Here is a 14,824-nt window from a genome sequence, read left to right as displayed (position 1 = left end):
AGTTTCCTATACGCTGACAGGACGCTGTTGGGTGCGCTCCAGCACCAGCTCGGCCTCGTCAATCATCTGCTCATGCGCCTCGGCATCCTCGGCCAATGTCTGCTTGCGCTCACCGAGTGTGAATTCCTGGCGCTGCTTCTGCGCCTTCAAGGACAGGTCGCCTTGCACCTTGGCTGCACGGGTCTGGGCGTCGGTCTGCTTAATATCTAGCTCGGCCTGGTTGACCTGCTGCACCACACCTTGCAGTTGCTGATTCTGCATTTGCAGCTGCTGCATCTGCTGGCCCATCTGTGCCAATTGGTTCTGCAGCCCCGCCAGGTCAGATTGTGGGTCGGTCAGGAACTCCGGCGATGGTTGACCGGAGAGCTTAAATACTTCGCGCAACAGCGCGTACTTGTTCTGGGGGCCATAGAGTGTGGCCATGGACGGATCCAGCTGCATCCCCTGACTCAGAGTGTTGTGCAGCACTAGCAGTGTTCGCGCACGACTCTCGGCATCGTCAGGAGTGAGCGCCGTAGTCACTTCCATATCCACCGCGTCCCCCAGCTGCTGTGGTACCAGCTGCTGCCATTCGCCATCCACCTCCGCCATCAGGCCCTGCTGGTCATGCTCAAGACCCAGGGTGTAGATTTCCTGGAAGATCGGAATCAGGAACAGTTCGGCATAGCGCCTGGCCATGCCCATAACACGGCGCATGGCGGCGGTGGTCATGCGGTTGATCATGTCGTCAGCATTTTGATTGCTGATCACGGCTTGGTTAAGGCCGGCAGTCAGACGCGAAACACCGGCCCGGTGCTCTTTGTCCTGGTTCAGTATCTCAAGCGTGGGCATGGTGTGCGCGGAGAGCTGGGGCGCCGGCGCGGGCAAGGCCACATCGGCCATAGTGCCGTTGAAGTCTTTCTTCACCCAGTGAGTCGCACCCACCGGGTTATCAATCCAGTCGGCGGGGTTCACAAAAACACCCTGGCGGGCAATGCGAGACTGGTTGTTGGTGATCATCAGGTTATCGACGATCTGACGCTTGATGGTGGATTTGAGCTTTTGAATATCGCCAATGATGTCGCAGGTGGACAGACCGTCGTATCGATGCGCGACCCGCAACGCCGCCCAATTGAAATACGGCATGCGCTGGACCTCCTCCACATCGAGGAGGCTGTTGCCCACCTTGAACACCTGGTGCAACTGGGCGGTGCCATCGTCCTCGGCGTCCCACCAGATAAACAGCTCATAGAGCTCCAGTGTCTCCTGTGAGGGCTCGCCCAATAGATCCTCACCAGTGGCCACACCCTCGCGTGCTTGCTCTTCCATCTCGTGCTGGGCGTCGCCATCGGCGGTCAGGCCGGCAACCAGCTCAGGATCAAAACCCATCTCCACCAGCTCGGCACGGGTCACATCGCTTTTCTCACCCCAGAAACGGGCCTCGCCCGGCTCGGTAGCGTTCGGATCCCGAATCACCCGCTCAGGCGCAATAATCTCAACAGCGATGTGGGAGGCATCCACCGGGACTCTGACCTCGGCATCAATCAGGCCAGTGGTTTCGTCCTGCTCGGCCTGAATGATCTCGGCGTCCGAGTGTTCCAGCTGTGCATAGTCCTCCGGGGGAATGCCTTGCATCAGCTTGGTTTTATATTCGGTCTCCTCACTCCAATACACCTTCGCCGTGCAGTTCTTGGCCAGCAGCGCATCCTGGATGGAATCGTGCAGGACGGAATAGCCGGCGTTGTTTTTGTTGAACACTCGATTGCAGTAGCTGGTGCGGAGCTTGGCCTGCAACACATCGTCCTGGTCCTGCGGGGTGAACCTCACCGTCTCCCGGTTGGAGCCAAATACCTCCAGCAGGATCTCCTTGGTGTCCTCCACCGCATCGAACACATCGCGGCTCACATAGTCGGAACGGTCCTCACGTTCATTACCGAAGGGCTCGCCGTAGTAATACTTGTACGCCTTGGCACGGTCATCCGTGTTGGTGGAATCATCGTCACCCTCAGATAACCGGATGCACTGCTCGGCCAGCTTCAGAATGTCGGTTTTGCTTTTTGCCATCAGTAACGGATTCCAGGGTTAGAGCGGGAGTAGTCGAAGTCGTCATCATCGACTGCCACTTCGGCCATGCACATCATCAGTGCGTCGGCCATGTTCGGGGACTCGATCCCCAGCTTTTTCATATCGGGCTTGCTCAGCAGTTGAATCTTGCCGCCGGCCACGTATTTGCGTGGGATACGGCACACCTCGGAACGCAGCTGCGCCATCTCCTCAATATCACCACGGATGCTGATCAGCTCATCGGGGCTGATATACCTGCCCTTTTCCACCGCCAGCCAGGTCTTGAACATCCGATCCCGCAACATCCAGTAGAACTGGGCTCTCCGATTCGCGAATGTCTCTCGATTGGTCTTTGGCTCCGCTATCTCGCCATCTTCCGGCTTGTAGATAGCGTCGGGGGATTCCGGAATAGCAGCACCATTGAAGCCCACCAGCTCGATTTTCTTGCCGGCCATGCCGCTACTGACCTGCCCTTTAAGGCCGGCGCCAATACCGACCACATCCCAGATAAAGGCGTCTGGCTTGCGCTGATTGGCGTAACTCAGGGCCCAGTTGGTCGCACTGTCCACATCACCGGCATCGGTTGATCGCACATCCAACACCACTGAGCCGTGAACATGGGCCACTGCTTTTGCATCGCCGGCATCAGCGGGGTCATAGCCGATACGCTCCTGGCCAACAGGCTCGAAGCCCAGCTTTTTGTGGGCATCCACACAGGCATCGAACCACTCGGGTTCTATGATGGCGTTGTCCACGGTATCGGCGTAGGCACCCAGCCAAATGTGGTTGTATTTCGCCCGGGGTAGTAATTCAAAGTCCCGCGTGCGGTCCCGTTCCAACACCTCCGGGAACCAGGGGTTGTCCGGGTAGTTGATCTCGATAATCAGCAGGTCGTCATCCTGATAGATGCCATCCTTTGCCAGATGCTTCTCATAGGGGGCCAGGTACCGCTTGGCAAACGGATCAGCACTGGCACCCCGATTCAGAGTAAACAGCAGCTGCGAGCCCTCTTCCCGTACCGTGGGCGCCAGAAGATCCAGGCTCTTTTCCGACAGGGTTGCCGCCTCCTCCACCCATACGCCATCGAGCGCAAAGGTGGATTTCATCGACTCCAGGTTACGCGCAAGACCCCGATAAAAACCCTCACCACCGCAAGGGCCATACACTCGGGTTCCGTCGTAGCGACAGCCCGACAATTGCAACTCGTCGACCTGCGCCTTCACCAGTGCGTGGACGGAATCATCAATACTGTTTTGGAACTCCCGCGCCATCATCCAGCGCTGACCGGAATCAATGCGCCTCGCCACAAACTTTGCGGCTGTATAAGACTTGGCAGATCCACGGCCACCGACCAGGATGATGGTTCGCTGCCTGGCGCTGAAAATACATCGAAGGCGTGCGGGGATACCCTGCAGAAACGCCCGCTCGCGCTCCAAGACCTCCAGGGCCTCAGCGAGCTCTACTTCCTCCGCCTCAGTCACCGCCGCCGACTGTCTCCGGGTCTATGCCGTGACGCTCCAGCACCTCCCGGGCCCTTGTCGGGGTCATGCGGTGTTCATGCTTGATGGGGCCGCCGTCCTTGCCGGTCAGCTCCTGTGTGGATTGATCCTTCAGGCCCAGGTCGCGAGCGATGATGTTGGAGTTGAGAAGCCCTGCCGCAGCGCCTGTGAACTTCTGCTCTCGAACCACGTTATCAACCCTCTCTACGACTCGAACGAAATCTTCACTTTCGTTCTCCCGCCAACGCTGCCAGCATCTTGTGGTGATTCCCAAAAACAGGCAAAGCCCTTCAATGGTCATGGCCCGCATCTTAAACATGGGCATGCTGACAGGCTCACCGTTGGAGCTGACGATCTTGTCTTCCCAAAGGGGGTTGGCCTCCACCCACTCGAAGTACTGGCAGCAAGCCTCCCACAAAGCGTCAGCGCTGGAGAACAACTTCTCGCGGCCGTGCCTTGTCCTGGCCTTCCAGAACTGATTACCTTTGGGTGCAGCCATAGTGTTCTCGTCTCACTGGGGAAGAATGAAGATATGACCACTGTCATAGTTGTTTAACCAGACGCGCTTCCACACAGACGGCATGCCATCCACATTGAAAGTCACCGTCTCCCGGTCACTCTCCAGTACGCGCAAGGTTTTTGTTTCGATACGTACCAGCACTCCGGGCTTGAAGGGATCCGGCTGACCTTTGAAGAGGGTCGCAATCAGGCCCCGCTTCTCAACGGAAGCTTTAGGTGCTTTGCGGTCTTTACGCGCCATTACGTTCTCTCCTGTTACGCTCTCTGGCCATCTTGTGGCGTTGGTAGCTGTAGTACCAATTCATCACAAAGGAGGCGACCGCTACCAAAGCACAGATGAAGCCAATGGGGTTTTGAGTAAACAGGCTATAGAGACTACCGATAGCGCCTGCTGTTACCGTTGTGGCGTGGCCAGCCTTCTCAGCCACCTCTCGCATCAGGTCGTGAACGGTCATGACTGTTTCCATGTCTTGATGGCTTTTTCAGCACTGCGGCCCACCACATAACCACCCAGGCCGATCTTTACGATCTCCAGCAGCGCTAGTGTTTGCTCCTCGCTGAGGTTGGGTGCGGTCCATCCCAACCAATGCGCCACCACTAAGCTAACAAAGGTCAGCATGGCAATAGGACGCCAGCAACGCTGAAGCCAGCTCTCCCCGCCCGCCTCGGCCGTAATCACACTGGTCGCCGATTCCAGCTCCTTGCGTTCCATTGCGATCAACTGGCGGTCAATCTCCGCCTTGAGCCTATTCGCCTCGGACTTGTCCGGAAACGCCTTATCAACGGCCTTGCCGATCAAACCAGAGATAGCACTAATTGCACCTAGCATCATTAGCTCCAAATTGAAAAAATGGGGTGAGAGCGGAAGCGGCCCACCTCTTGTCCTCCAAAGCGCACGTTTAACCTCAAGCCATCTTTGGGCAAATACCGTTGTATTAGAATATGCTTTAGGTTAGTTTGTGAAAGACCAGAACTTCTGGGGCATCCCTCACGGCCTAAATATACATACTGGAAATTTACTTATGTTAAGTGCTCTAACAGTTCTGGTATCCCCAGTCTTGCTGGCCGGCATCAAGGGCCACATGAGAAACAAATATTAAACCAAAATACTTTAATTTCTTCGATAGTTGGCGAAAGATAAAAAACACGCCAGGAGCACATAGTGCAACGTTAAAAATGAAGGAGAAAACCATGCAAAAAGAAGTCTCAAGGTGGAGAATAAATATATTAAGAGCATTTTATCTTTTTATAGCTGTAGTATTTGGCTTTAGTGTATGGCCGACCATCATCAACCCAGGTGAAATATGGGACCCCTTGGAAGGAGTAGCATTCAGTTTTTGGGGGGCTCTCACCTTACTATCCCTATTCGGCGTTTTACACCCACTGAAAATGCTACCAGTGCTGTTGATGCAGTTAACCTATAAAGCAATTTGGATGCTTGCAGTTGGGGCACAACTTTGGCTGGCAGGAGAAATCGACCCTGTAGCCGCCGAACTTGTAAATGCGAATACGATCGGAATCATCATCGATCTACTTGTTATCCCTTGGCCATACGTTTGGGCGACTTACATTTTGACATCCAACCCCTACAAACGTACTAATTTCTCAAAGAGTGAAGTAAATAACTAGTCAGGATATTCAAAGGTCAAGATTTTAGAATGCTTTATTTTGGCCTCTGACTCTGATGAAGGTAGTTCCAAGTAAGACCTGGGGAAGTAGCTTTCTCCAGGCATAAAAAAACCGGCTCGGTGGCCGGTTTGGGTGGTTGAGGATTGGTATAAGGAGTTGTGCTTCGCTAGTTTGTTAGTCGCCTACCATCATCGCATATGCAAAAATCGCAGAAGCTTTCTAACGTAAATTCCCCAGTGAATGCGATAGTTAAACTCGAAGTACCGTATTGAATTTCTTGAAATTGTATTTTCAACTAGTTGCCAATTTGTACACCATGAAAACCAGCAGTCCAATAAGAACAAAACAGCCCAACATGAATACATTCCGCCGCAGTGGGACATAGTTTGACCCAGTATGCACTGCCGCATGAATAAATCTACTTATAACGAAAACCCAAGCTGCGATGTATATATAGGTGTTGACGGCGCCAATACTCCATATAACGCCAATGAGAATATAGAATAATACGGGCACTTCAAATTGATTTCGAATACTGTTATTGATTTGAAGCACGCTGTCGGGCCAAGCGTCATCATGTAACGCTCTACGTTCTTCCTTGACTTCACCGCGCTTTATGGCTTTCGATTTCGCACTTGCCAAGACGATATAGAGCCACAGTGTAAGTGCTATTTGCATAGCGACGGGCACAAAAATTAAACTATGTGTCATATCAGGTACCTAGCTTCTTAGTTATGCATAACATTTATATAGCGGTAATCACACTGGCTGCCGACGAATAAATAATTTTTGAATAAAACGGACTTCTAGTTTAACTTTATATCAAAGTCGATTTTTAGATGAAAGACTTTCCGCTATTTCGACAACACATTCAGCAAAATTTTTTGGCAGTTCAATATCTGGGAAGTGCGCACAATTCTGCAGCTCTATTATTTTACCGTTTGGCAGCAAACTCAAAATGGAACTCTTATTAGTTTTTTTGTGAGTTTTGTCTGATGTACCCCACAAAACTATAGCGTTTTGGGTGGCGATCAACTCAGACTCAGGTGTTCTATCACGCAAAAGCGCTTGAAAAGCCGATGCAAGTGAAAATCTGGCACCTCTTCGGAATGAATCAACTGCCCTATTAGTATAGAGGTTCCTATCTGCCCCCTTTAGTAACGCATTTTTATACCAAGTATCAGCTAGTCTCCTCCGCAGAAATCTTAGTAAAATTTGCCCAACATATGGCGTACCGATAAGACCTTTAAAGTCAACGCGCTTAGCCCAGCATTTAGCCTCGTTCAGAGAAGGCACTTGTCCCAGCACTAGGCCAACCACAATATCGGGACGTTTATTGGCCACCAATAATGCCGGCAGTGCTGCAATGCATGTAAGAGCCAGTATGGCATTTTTTATATTAAGCTTTTCCAGCAACTGAATAATGACATCGGCATTGTCTTCAATGGTAAAGCTATAGGACAAAGAGGCTGTTGAAAAGCCAAACCCAGCACCTTCAAACGCAATAACTTGAAAAGTTTTTTCAAGTATTTTTATCAGTTCCTCCATATGTTCAATTGTATTTGGAGGATCGGGCATAAGAACAACAGTATTCTTTGCTTCTGAATTCCCTACCCGAATATATCTGACTCTGCTTTTTTCCAAATTCAACCATTGGCTATGGAAGACAGACTCTGGATTCGGCTTAGAAAAACTTGGAATTTTGTCAATATACAAAGCTGGGTAACTGTAACAGTTCATCCTACCTTCCTAATGGAGAATTTATCTAAGATTTATATATTGATCACCATAAACTTATTATCCTAATTCCTACGCCAGAGGCAACCTGGTGCCACTTCGCCAAAGTACTATTCAAACCATGAAATTGAGCAAATTTCATACAATCCAGAAAGCGGCTAATAGCTCCACACAGTAGGCCGGGCCCGCTCGCCCGGTACGGGTTCAAGGTCATCCAGGTGCAAGAATCGGCTGCTATGAGCGCCCTTCTGCTTCACACCAATACCGGTAAACCCCTCATCCTGCGCGATACTCAGCAGCTCATAGGCCCGCCCACCAGCAACTGATACATCCACCGCCTGCCCCGTGGTATGCGTCATGGTGGAGCCGATCTTGGCGCAATGGGCCGGGCAGCGATAACCTGAGGTGATCACCATCGGTTTGGCAAACCGCTCCCTCACCCTGATCAATCGGTGCAAGGTGTTATCCGAGAAGTGGTTCTTGCCACAACAACGGCAAGCCAACTCCTCTTCCGTGAAGTAGTCGTTCTTGAACATAGGATCACCAGAAATGAAAAAGCCCGCATTGGGCGGGCTTAGAATATTGACTGTGGTGGCTATTGGCGTTAAATCACTCTTGGCCCAGCGGCTTAACTGGAATTCCTAACCAATCTTGAGGAAACCCCATCAATTCGAAATCATCAGGGTGAACCACTACGTGCTTCAAATGGAAATCGTTATAGAGCACCCACCTGTTCCAACGCTTGGCTATTGCAAAGCACTTGAGGAATTCATCCATAGGGGTAGCTACTTCGGAGCAAACGGTCGAATTTCGGACACAAAAAAACCCGCCATTAAGCGGGTTCTTAGTCTGCAATGCGCAAAAACGGCATGCTAGAGTTTTTATACCCCCTCAGGACAAACTTGTCAACCCAGCTGCTGGCAACGCTTTCGATAATCTTCTACGAGTTCAGCCACCGGACCCAGCGCTCTTGGCGGTAACGGGTCCAGGCGCCGCTGAAAGCGCTTCCAGATCCTTACCCACTCCTGGTCCCATTTCGCTTTACTGCACCCCAGGATAGTCCGAGCTTGGCTCAGGTCGATAGGCCGGCCGTTCACATCCCTAAGGGCGCAGGCGTTGATGCAGAAGAAGGCCAGCTTGCTGACCTGGGTTCGATTGTGCGACTCACCCCATTGGTCAAACTCGGTCATTAAGTAGTGAAGGAGCGCCGCACGCTCTTTGAACCGCGCTGCGGGTGGCGCATAGGCAGCCATACCCCAGCTGTAGGCCAGTGGGTCGGTTTGGCGTAGCCTGGCAACCGCGTTTTGAACCAGGCCCTTTTCACAGGCGTCCATGATCCGATCGCTACTACCCTTCCCTACTCTTGTTTCGACCGCATAGAGAGTCTGTGCCGGCATCCTGGCCGTTATTTTGCCATCTTCATCTCGAATCTCGTCCGTATAGCGCTTGGCACTCCGACCGAACACCGCTTGGGCTTTAAGGGCTGCCGCGTAATCGGATTGCTGTGAGGGGCTATCGAAAGCATCATGCCATGCTTGACGAGCGGTATGAAATCTCATGGTTTGACCGTAATGATACGCCTCAAAAATATCCGGCAAACTCTATTCGTTCCATATCGCCACCCTTCCTCAGCACCTGCATACGGCGGTACTCCTCTCGGTAATGCCTCGATATTTCGCTCTTGTGTCTTTGCTTCACATCCCGCCTGGCGAATCGGGCATTGTCGACCACCTGCTTTTTCTCCAGCAGGATGTCGTAGGCGCCCTCCCCGAGCCTTTCCCTTACCCACCGGGTGAACTCGTGAGGGTTACCCTCAAAGAAGTAGTGACAGCGGGTGCAATGTGCAAAAGCGTTGTCTGGGTCGAACCGAACGGCGTAGCTGCCCCGCCCATGAAAGTGAGAACATTGCAGCCCGGCGCTGTTTTCAGGGTATTCGCTTTGACAGCCCTCACACCGCCACCCAGCCCTTTCCCGTACACACCTTGAGAACCATTTATCCGCACTTGTGATCTTTACACCCACGGCTCAACTCTCCCCAAATGGCCTTGTATTCCCCCGCATAGGGGTCCGTCACAGTGATGTGCCAAAAATCAAAGACGAAACGGCGCACATCCTCCAAATACTCCGAGAACTTCTTTTTCGTCAGCTTCGTGGTAGAGCCGTACAGCGTGATGCTTTTGCCCTTCGCCTCGATGCTGCCAATGGCTAGGAACTTCTGCTTGAATATCTCGTGCAGCAGCTCCTTGGTGTAGGGATGCTCTCTGCCGTCATCGCAAGGGATGACTATGCCGGCCTCATCCAGCTGGCGGGTGATCTCCGCATATACCCAGCCCCACAAGAATCGGTTCTGTAAGGTGCTGCGAGTTGCCCTGAACGGTTCCACCTTGACCGCCATGGGCTTCTCAGAATTTGGCTTCAGGCGGTTCAGGTGGTCCAGAGCATTGGCCTTCTGTACCGGAGTCCGCACCACCCAGAATTCACCTTCCATCACTCGATCCGCTCCGCTCTAATTTCTCTGTAAACTGGGATGGGCTGGAAAACACACCCACTAGGCCAATGCCTGTTTCAATGCGATGTTGCGCAGCGACAGTATTGGCGAATACGGCGTCGTACATACCTCCGTGGCCCCCTGCTGATTTATTCACACGAAACACGGCCAGCGGGCTTTCCTCGCTCGCGAATTTCAGCCGCCGTGCAATGTCGCTTACAGTCATCCAGGACATAGGTACTCTCCTCAAGCCTCCGCAAGCAGGGATCTCAGGTCGCCCAGTGTCTTGCTACCAATTGACCTGGAGCGCTCCTGCGCGCTCTTGTCAGGCAGCTTCAGGGGCTCAAACCTTCGGTACATCTGCGATCCGGCTGTTGGCTGACACATGCCAACAAACTCGGCGTAGTTCGGTGGCCACTGATCTGTCTCCCCCTGTCGGGCGGCCTCCTGGTTGCGAAACTCGACGTAACGCATACCTCGCTGCCACGCCACCTCACTCAATCCCCAGGTCTTCTTCGCCCACAACAAGAAATCCTCGCTGTAGCGGTGCGCCACCTCATCCGCCTTCGAATCATGTAGCGCATGCTGAGACGACCACTTGTGGCCGTACAGCTGGTTCATCCGCTTCCACAGGGCCAGCAGCAGTTCTTCGTGCCTGGGCTCTAGCGGCTGCGGCGTTGATCTGTCGATGTTGCTCCTGGAGGCGGTTGCCAGGGCTTGGCGAATGGTTTTCATTCCAGGCTCCCTTGCATTGACTTGCTTTGATTTGCAACTGGTCAAACTGCTTGCGCAACTTGGCCGGGCTGAGGATGTTGGATTGCCAAAAATCATCGTTGTTAGCCCAATAGAACACGCGGGCTATCTCTCGAGGTGAACGATTATCCAGCTCACGCAGTTTCCGGCAGTCGTCAGCCCACCTGTCCAGGTCGGGTGGTTTAAATTTGGGCTGGAGCCTACGGACACCTTCGAGGATAAAGTTGGCCAGGGTGTAATCCTCGTCTGACGCTTTGACTCGCTTTTCCTCGGCTGGCTCTTGCGAGGAAGTATTAGGTTCATTGACTGGTTCAAGAGAGTGACTGGTTCTGGGTGCAGGAGATTCACCACCCCCTGGTGCAGGAGATTCACCACCTGGTGCAGGAGATTCACCACCCTTATCCAGGGTCAGCACAAACAAATTACTGGCATTCAGCTTGTCGGAATTCGTTGATTTCCGGTTATTGATCTCCAGAAATCCACTTTTCTCTAAAGCCTTGATGTGGGCAATTACAGAGCGCCGACTTATCTCACACTGATCAGCAATATGTTGATAGCTAGGCCAGCATTCGCCTTGGTCGCTAGCGTTGTCGGCCAGCTTCAAAAGCACCAGCTTACGCAGAGGATTCCCCACCTTGAGCTTCATGGCTTTGACCATCAGTTCCATACTCATTGTGCGCCCCCCTTACCAGTGACGTTTCAGGGCCTCGTTAGGCCCTCCTAAACGCTCGGAGATTCCCCTTTGAACTTCTAGGTTTCGTCCGAATCTTTAACTCTTGCTCAACTAACTCAGCGACAAGCTTTTCAGTAGTTTTGCCGGTTTTTTCAGCCAAATTCTGCAGCTTTTTGACGTGCTCTTGACTCAAATGTGTTGTCAGTTCCTTCATAGACCCTCTCCGGGGCCTTCAGGCCGCTTGTCCTGTATTGCTATTCTCATCACTGAATTGCTCTAACTGGGCCTCGACGAGCTCCCTCACCAGGACAGCCTTTTGGGTGCGGTGATACTGGGCCATGGCCTCAATGAGCTGGTAAGTGGCGTCGTCAACGCGCAACTTGATCTCTCGGTCTCTGAGATGTTTTGGGTCTGCGTACATTTGGTATCCCTATGCTGGTATTTCTGCGGCCTTTGAGTCCTTGTATTCAGCTACGCTTTGAACTCGGTGGCCATGGGTGTTTGTCGCTATATTTTTTTCTGGCGGAAGAAGCTCTTCATCTGGCTTCAACGATCCACTTGATAGCAGTGCGATCTGGAATTGCCGGTATGCCGGAATTGACGCCCACTGCGAAACCGACTGTGGCGTGATATTCAATGATTTTGCTAAGGCGGATGGGCTCCCGAAAAACCCTATTGCCTGTTCTTTGGTCATTTCGATTTAACCATGACATGGGCACCATCAAAGTAAAGCATGCCTGATTTAAGTATGTCAAGCATTCCTGATAGCCAATATGTAAGGATTCCTTACATGAAACTAATCCATGAACGCTTAAAGTTTGCACGTAAAGAAGCAGGGCTAACCCAAGGACAGCTTGGAAAGCTATGCGGAGGCATCAAGCCTCAATCAATTTCACAGTGGGAAGATGGAAAAACAAAGTCGCCTAAGGCGCAAAATGTTCTCATGGTTGCCCAAGCAACTGGCTTTGCATATGAGTGGCTGATCAGTGGAAAGGGCCCAATGAGGACTGCAGGGGTCGCCGAGAAGTCGGGCACATATGAAACCAATGTTAAGCCTGGGCCGGAAATTCGAGACCCTGTACCCCTAATTTCCCATGTTCAAGCAGGGGAGTGGGGAGAAGTAATTGACCCTTACCCGCCTGGTCAGGGCGAAGAGATGGTCAACACAATATCCAAAGTTGGCCCAAGCGCTTTTGCACTGCGTGTTAAAGGTGACTCTATGACCTCCCCTGTTGGCCTATCAATCCCAGAAGGCTACATTGTCATAGTGGACCCAGACGCCGGATACGAAAATGGCTCCATCGTTGTCGCCAAACTAGACAATGAAGAAGAGGCCATGCTCAAGAAACTGGTCATTGACGGACCTAATAGATACTTACGCGCCCTAAACCCTACCTACGGGCCCATTGAGATCAATGGTAACTGCCACATAGTTGGCGTCGTTAAAGACATAATCCTGCAAGTTTAAAAAGCTATCTTAATACCTCGGCCGGCATACACACCCAATAAATAGAGCCTCCTTTCTTCAGCACAATTTTTGCTGAAAGCATTTTTTAGCTCCCGACTCAATCATTTCGACAGAAGTTTTTCTTGACCAAATCCACAAAGTTGGTCGCAAATAACGATGAAGGTATGCTTGACCCAATTAATCAAGCATGCTTACATTAATGTAGTCAGGCATCCTTGAATTTAGAACAACAGATACGCAATAGGGACAACAGTTATGTACGCCACCAGCTCAGCCAGGCCAGTAGAGGAAGCCCTGCCCGACTACGAGTGCCACCAGGACAACCAGCGGGAAATCACCCAAAAGGACATCGAGGCAGTCGCCGAATTCATCGAGTACCGCTTATTAAAAGAGCGCGGCATTTTGAGCAAAGCTGCCGTGCGCGCCTACGAATTATTCGCCGATGAAATGGCAGACCGGATCGACAGCCTGGCCGAGAGCTCCGATAGCACCGGCCCTGAATACATCGGCTGGTTATCACTTCAAGACGCAGCAAAGGCAGGAATCAAGCTCCAAGAGGCTGCCCGCAAAGCCATAGCGCACATTGCCGAGGAGCACTTTGAGGAGTTCTCAGCCGAGGCTCGCTGCTGGGGTTGGCTGGAATGATCAACCGCCTCTCTGAAAAACGAATCATCAGCTTCATGAAATGGCTTGGCAACCAGGGCGCAGAGATGCTGCCGATCACCAATGAATATGAGGTGATTCGTTTCCGTTGTTCTAAAGGCGTCGGCGTCGTCTATCGAAACAGTAAGGGGAGGCTCTCTGTCAGCAGCCCACTCGTTACGGAGGCTTTAAACGCGTATTTCTCCAATGGAAAGTGGGCCGGGAAGGGAAAACCAACAAAGCGCTTTTATGGGAATAAACGCAAGCTGCAGCTTTTGAAGCGCGACGGCGATGAGTGTTTTTACTGCGGGAAGCCACTTGATACAGATGCCACCGTGGAGCACCTGGTTGCACTCAGTCAACGCGGCCCGAACAGATTAGAGAATTTGGTATTGGCTCATAAATCCTGCAACCAGAAAGCTGACAATCTCCCGGTAATTGAGAAGGTTCGGCTGCGCGAAGCAATGCGAGCGGAGGTGGCTGAACAATGAAACCCATACGGCTCAACCTCGATACAGCCAGCATTAGCGCCATTGTGGTCGCAGCCAGCCGTCGGGCCAGCTACCTGTTTCCGGGCCTGAACGTAACCGTGGTTCGCGCTTGTGACATGGACTGGTGGAAAGGGGTCTGCAAAGCCATTCGCGAGCGCTGCCGCCGCTCCTATCAGCTCTGGGGTCACTGTGAAAATCCTTTTCCGGTCGGCGACCTGAAGCGCTGGGAGTGGGTTGATGAAACCCAAGCCATTATGCGGGAACGCCTGTCACTGGTGCTGCGTGACACCAGCTGGGCTGAAGAGGATGCCATCTGTGATCTAGGCGGGGCAAAACGCGGGGAAGTGATTCCCTTCCCTGCCCCACAACGACAAAGGCAACCGCAGCAGGAAGCGGTTAAACGCAAAATCAACTGGGAGTGTGAAGATATTCATGTCTAGGGAAACTGCAAAAACCGGTGGCTTTGCATTACAGCCACAAAACATGAGTGAGGCCATGAATATGGCCAACATGCTGGCAACCAGCCAAATGGTTCCCAAGCAATACCAAAACAAGCCGCAGGACGCACTGGTAGCCATGATGATGGGTGTGGAGCTGGGGCTTAACCCTATTCAGGCCCTGCAGAATATCGCGGTCATTAACGGGAAGCCTTCTATCTACGGCGATGCCCTGCTGGCCTTGGTCCAGAACCATCCCGCCTTTGGGGGCCACCAAGAGTCCTTCGACGACCAAACCATGACAGCTGCCTGCACAGTGTGGCGTCGCGGTGAGAAAAAATCGCATACCCAAACATTCAGCCAAGCCGATGCTGAGAAAGCTGGCCTGTGGGGCAAGCAAGGGCCATGGACTCAATATCCAAAGCGGATGCTGATGTGGCGCGCC

The 14,824-nt window shown here is 52.3% G+C and carries 24 protein-coding genes; 6 read left to right on the top strand and 18 right to left on the bottom strand.

Annotated features, from left to right (window positions below):
• Positions 1 to 6 precede the first annotated feature (6 nt).
• From ABVT36_RS08885 to ABVT36_RS08860, 6 genes are read right to left on the bottom strand one after another with little or no spacing between them, the layout of a single operon-like run.
• Positions 7 to 2,043, bottom strand: a complete 2,037-nt coding sequence (locus ABVT36_RS08885) for a hypothetical protein (RefSeq protein ID WP_368456244.1) — start codon at positions 2,041 to 2,043, stop codon at positions 7 to 9.
• Complete coding sequence (locus ABVT36_RS08880) at positions 2,043 to 3,524, bottom strand: phage terminase large subunit (protein WP_368456243.1); 1,482 nt, start codon at positions 3,522 to 3,524, stop codon at positions 2,043 to 2,045. The genes ABVT36_RS08885 and ABVT36_RS08880 overlap by 1 nt, the downstream gene beginning before the upstream one ends.
• Positions 3,517 to 4,041: a DNA-packaging protein gene (locus tag ABVT36_RS08875; protein WP_368456242.1), complete on the bottom strand. Its 525-nt coding sequence runs from the start codon at positions 4,039 to 4,041 to the stop codon at positions 3,517 to 3,519. The genes ABVT36_RS08880 and ABVT36_RS08875 overlap by 8 nt, the downstream gene beginning before the upstream one ends.
• 12 nt (positions 4,042 to 4,053) lie before the next feature.
• On the bottom strand, positions 4,054 to 4,302 hold the full coding sequence (locus ABVT36_RS08870; RefSeq protein ID WP_368456241.1) for a hypothetical protein: 249 nt from the start codon (positions 4,300 to 4,302) through the stop codon (positions 4,054 to 4,056).
• Positions 4,292 to 4,516, bottom strand: a complete 225-nt coding sequence (locus tag ABVT36_RS08865; protein WP_368456240.1) for a holin — start codon at positions 4,514 to 4,516, stop codon at positions 4,292 to 4,294. The genes ABVT36_RS08870 and ABVT36_RS08865 overlap by 11 nt, the downstream gene beginning before the upstream one ends.
• The gene (locus ABVT36_RS08860; RefSeq protein ID WP_368456239.1) at positions 4,513 to 4,890 is read right to left on the bottom strand and encodes a 3TM-type holin; all 378 of its coding nucleotides are present in this window, start codon (positions 4,888 to 4,890) and stop codon (positions 4,513 to 4,515) included. The genes ABVT36_RS08865 and ABVT36_RS08860 overlap by 4 nt, the downstream gene beginning before the upstream one ends.
• Positions 4,891 to 5,252: 362 nt before the next feature.
• Here ABVT36_RS08860 and ABVT36_RS08855 point away from each other — a divergent pair, with 362 nt between their 5' ends.
• On the top strand, positions 5,253 to 5,690 hold the full coding sequence (locus tag ABVT36_RS08855; RefSeq protein WP_368456238.1) for a hypothetical protein: 438 nt from the start codon (positions 5,253 to 5,255) through the stop codon (positions 5,688 to 5,690).
• 291 nt (positions 5,691 to 5,981) lie between these two features.
• On the opposite strand, the gene ABVT36_RS08850 is transcribed toward ABVT36_RS08855, so the two are convergent.
• The 12 genes from ABVT36_RS08850 to ABVT36_RS08795 all read right to left on the bottom strand — a co-directional run bounded on the left by ABVT36_RS08850 (position 5,982) and on the right by ABVT36_RS08795 (position 12,035).
• Complete coding sequence (locus ABVT36_RS08850; RefSeq protein ID WP_368456237.1) at positions 5,982 to 6,401, bottom strand: MAPEG family protein; 420 nt, start codon at positions 6,399 to 6,401, stop codon at positions 5,982 to 5,984.
• 111 nt (positions 6,402 to 6,512) lie between these two features.
• On the bottom strand, positions 6,513 to 7,430 hold the full coding sequence (locus ABVT36_RS08845; protein WP_368456236.1) for an alpha/beta fold hydrolase: 918 nt from the start codon (positions 7,428 to 7,430) through the stop codon (positions 6,513 to 6,515).
• Positions 7,431 to 7,585: 155 nt separating this feature from the next.
• Positions 7,586 to 7,963 (bottom strand): D-Ala-D-Ala carboxypeptidase family metallohydrolase, encoded by a 378-nt coding sequence (locus ABVT36_RS08840; protein WP_368456235.1) that lies wholly within the window; start codon positions 7,961 to 7,963, stop codon positions 7,586 to 7,588.
• Positions 7,964 to 8,332: 369 nt separating this feature from the next.
• On the bottom strand, positions 8,333 to 8,986 hold the full coding sequence (locus tag ABVT36_RS08835) for a hypothetical protein (protein ID WP_368456234.1): 654 nt from the start codon (positions 8,984 to 8,986) through the stop codon (positions 8,333 to 8,335).
• Between the two features lie 22 nt (positions 8,987 to 9,008).
• Positions 9,009 to 9,449, bottom strand: coding sequence for a hypothetical protein (locus tag ABVT36_RS08830; RefSeq protein ID WP_368456233.1), 441 nt, complete (start codon positions 9,447 to 9,449; stop codon positions 9,009 to 9,011).
• Positions 9,421 to 9,915 carry a recombination protein NinB gene (locus tag ABVT36_RS08825; RefSeq protein WP_368456348.1) on the bottom strand — a complete coding sequence of 165 codons (495 nt, stop codon included), beginning with the start codon at positions 9,913 to 9,915 and terminating at the stop codon, positions 9,421 to 9,423. Before ABVT36_RS08825 ends, ABVT36_RS08830 begins: the two co-directional genes overlap by 29 nt.
• Complete coding sequence (locus tag ABVT36_RS08820) at positions 9,905 to 10,150, bottom strand: hypothetical protein (protein ID WP_368456232.1); 246 nt, start codon at positions 10,148 to 10,150, stop codon at positions 9,905 to 9,907. The genes ABVT36_RS08825 and ABVT36_RS08820 overlap by 11 nt, the downstream gene beginning before the upstream one ends.
• A gap of 11 nt (positions 10,151 to 10,161) precedes the next feature.
• Positions 10,162 to 10,536, bottom strand: coding sequence for a hypothetical protein (locus tag ABVT36_RS08815; RefSeq protein ID WP_368456231.1), 375 nt, complete (start codon positions 10,534 to 10,536; stop codon positions 10,162 to 10,164).
• Complete coding sequence (locus ABVT36_RS08810; protein WP_368456230.1) at positions 10,487 to 11,341, bottom strand: helix-turn-helix domain-containing protein; 855 nt, start codon at positions 11,339 to 11,341, stop codon at positions 10,487 to 10,489. Before ABVT36_RS08810 ends, ABVT36_RS08815 begins: the two co-directional genes overlap by 50 nt.
• Before the next feature lie 37 nt (positions 11,342 to 11,378).
• The gene (locus tag ABVT36_RS08805) at positions 11,379 to 11,555 is read right to left on the bottom strand and encodes a hypothetical protein (RefSeq protein ID WP_368456229.1); all 177 of its coding nucleotides are present in this window, start codon (positions 11,553 to 11,555) and stop codon (positions 11,379 to 11,381) included.
• A gap of 18 nt (positions 11,556 to 11,573) precedes the next feature.
• On the bottom strand, positions 11,574 to 11,720 hold the full coding sequence (locus tag ABVT36_RS08800) for a hypothetical protein (protein ID WP_368456228.1): 147 nt from the start codon (positions 11,718 to 11,720) through the stop codon (positions 11,574 to 11,576).
• Positions 11,721 to 11,771: 51 nt separating this feature from the next.
• Positions 11,772 to 12,035, bottom strand: a complete 264-nt coding sequence (locus tag ABVT36_RS08795; RefSeq protein WP_368456227.1) for a Cro/CI family transcriptional regulator — start codon at positions 12,033 to 12,035, stop codon at positions 11,772 to 11,774.
• Between the two features lie 96 nt (positions 12,036 to 12,131).
• Between ABVT36_RS08795 and ABVT36_RS08790 the strand changes: the two genes are divergently transcribed.
• The 5 genes from ABVT36_RS08790 to ABVT36_RS08770 all read left to right on the top strand — a co-directional run.
• Complete coding sequence (locus ABVT36_RS08790; RefSeq protein ID WP_368456226.1) at positions 12,132 to 12,809, top strand: helix-turn-helix domain-containing protein; 678 nt, start codon at positions 12,132 to 12,134, stop codon at positions 12,807 to 12,809.
• A gap of 255 nt (positions 12,810 to 13,064) precedes the next feature.
• A complete protein-coding gene (locus ABVT36_RS08785) occupies positions 13,065 to 13,454 on the top strand; it encodes a hypothetical protein (RefSeq protein ID WP_368456225.1) in 390 nt (129 codons plus the stop codon).
• Entirely contained in the window at positions 13,451 to 13,942 is a 492-nt protein-coding gene (locus ABVT36_RS08780; protein WP_367152917.1) for an HNH endonuclease, read from the top strand. The genes ABVT36_RS08785 and ABVT36_RS08780 overlap by 4 nt, the downstream gene beginning before the upstream one ends.
• On the top strand, positions 13,939 to 14,382 hold the full coding sequence (locus ABVT36_RS08775) for a hypothetical protein (RefSeq protein ID WP_368456224.1): 444 nt from the start codon (positions 13,939 to 13,941) through the stop codon (positions 14,380 to 14,382). Before ABVT36_RS08780 ends, ABVT36_RS08775 begins: the two co-directional genes overlap by 4 nt.
• The coding region (locus ABVT36_RS08770; protein ID WP_368456223.1) for a hypothetical protein at positions 14,375 to 14,824 on the top strand (450 nt) is incomplete at its 3' end. The genes ABVT36_RS08775 and ABVT36_RS08770, both read left to right, overlap by 8 nt.

This window comes from Microbulbifer sp. TYP-18 (genome assembly GCF_040932045.1).
Classification (GTDB): Bacteria; Pseudomonadota; Gammaproteobacteria; order Pseudomonadales; family Cellvibrionaceae; genus Microbulbifer.
Note: the sequence above shows the minus strand (reverse complement) of the source record. Positions and strands in the feature narration are given on the sequence as shown.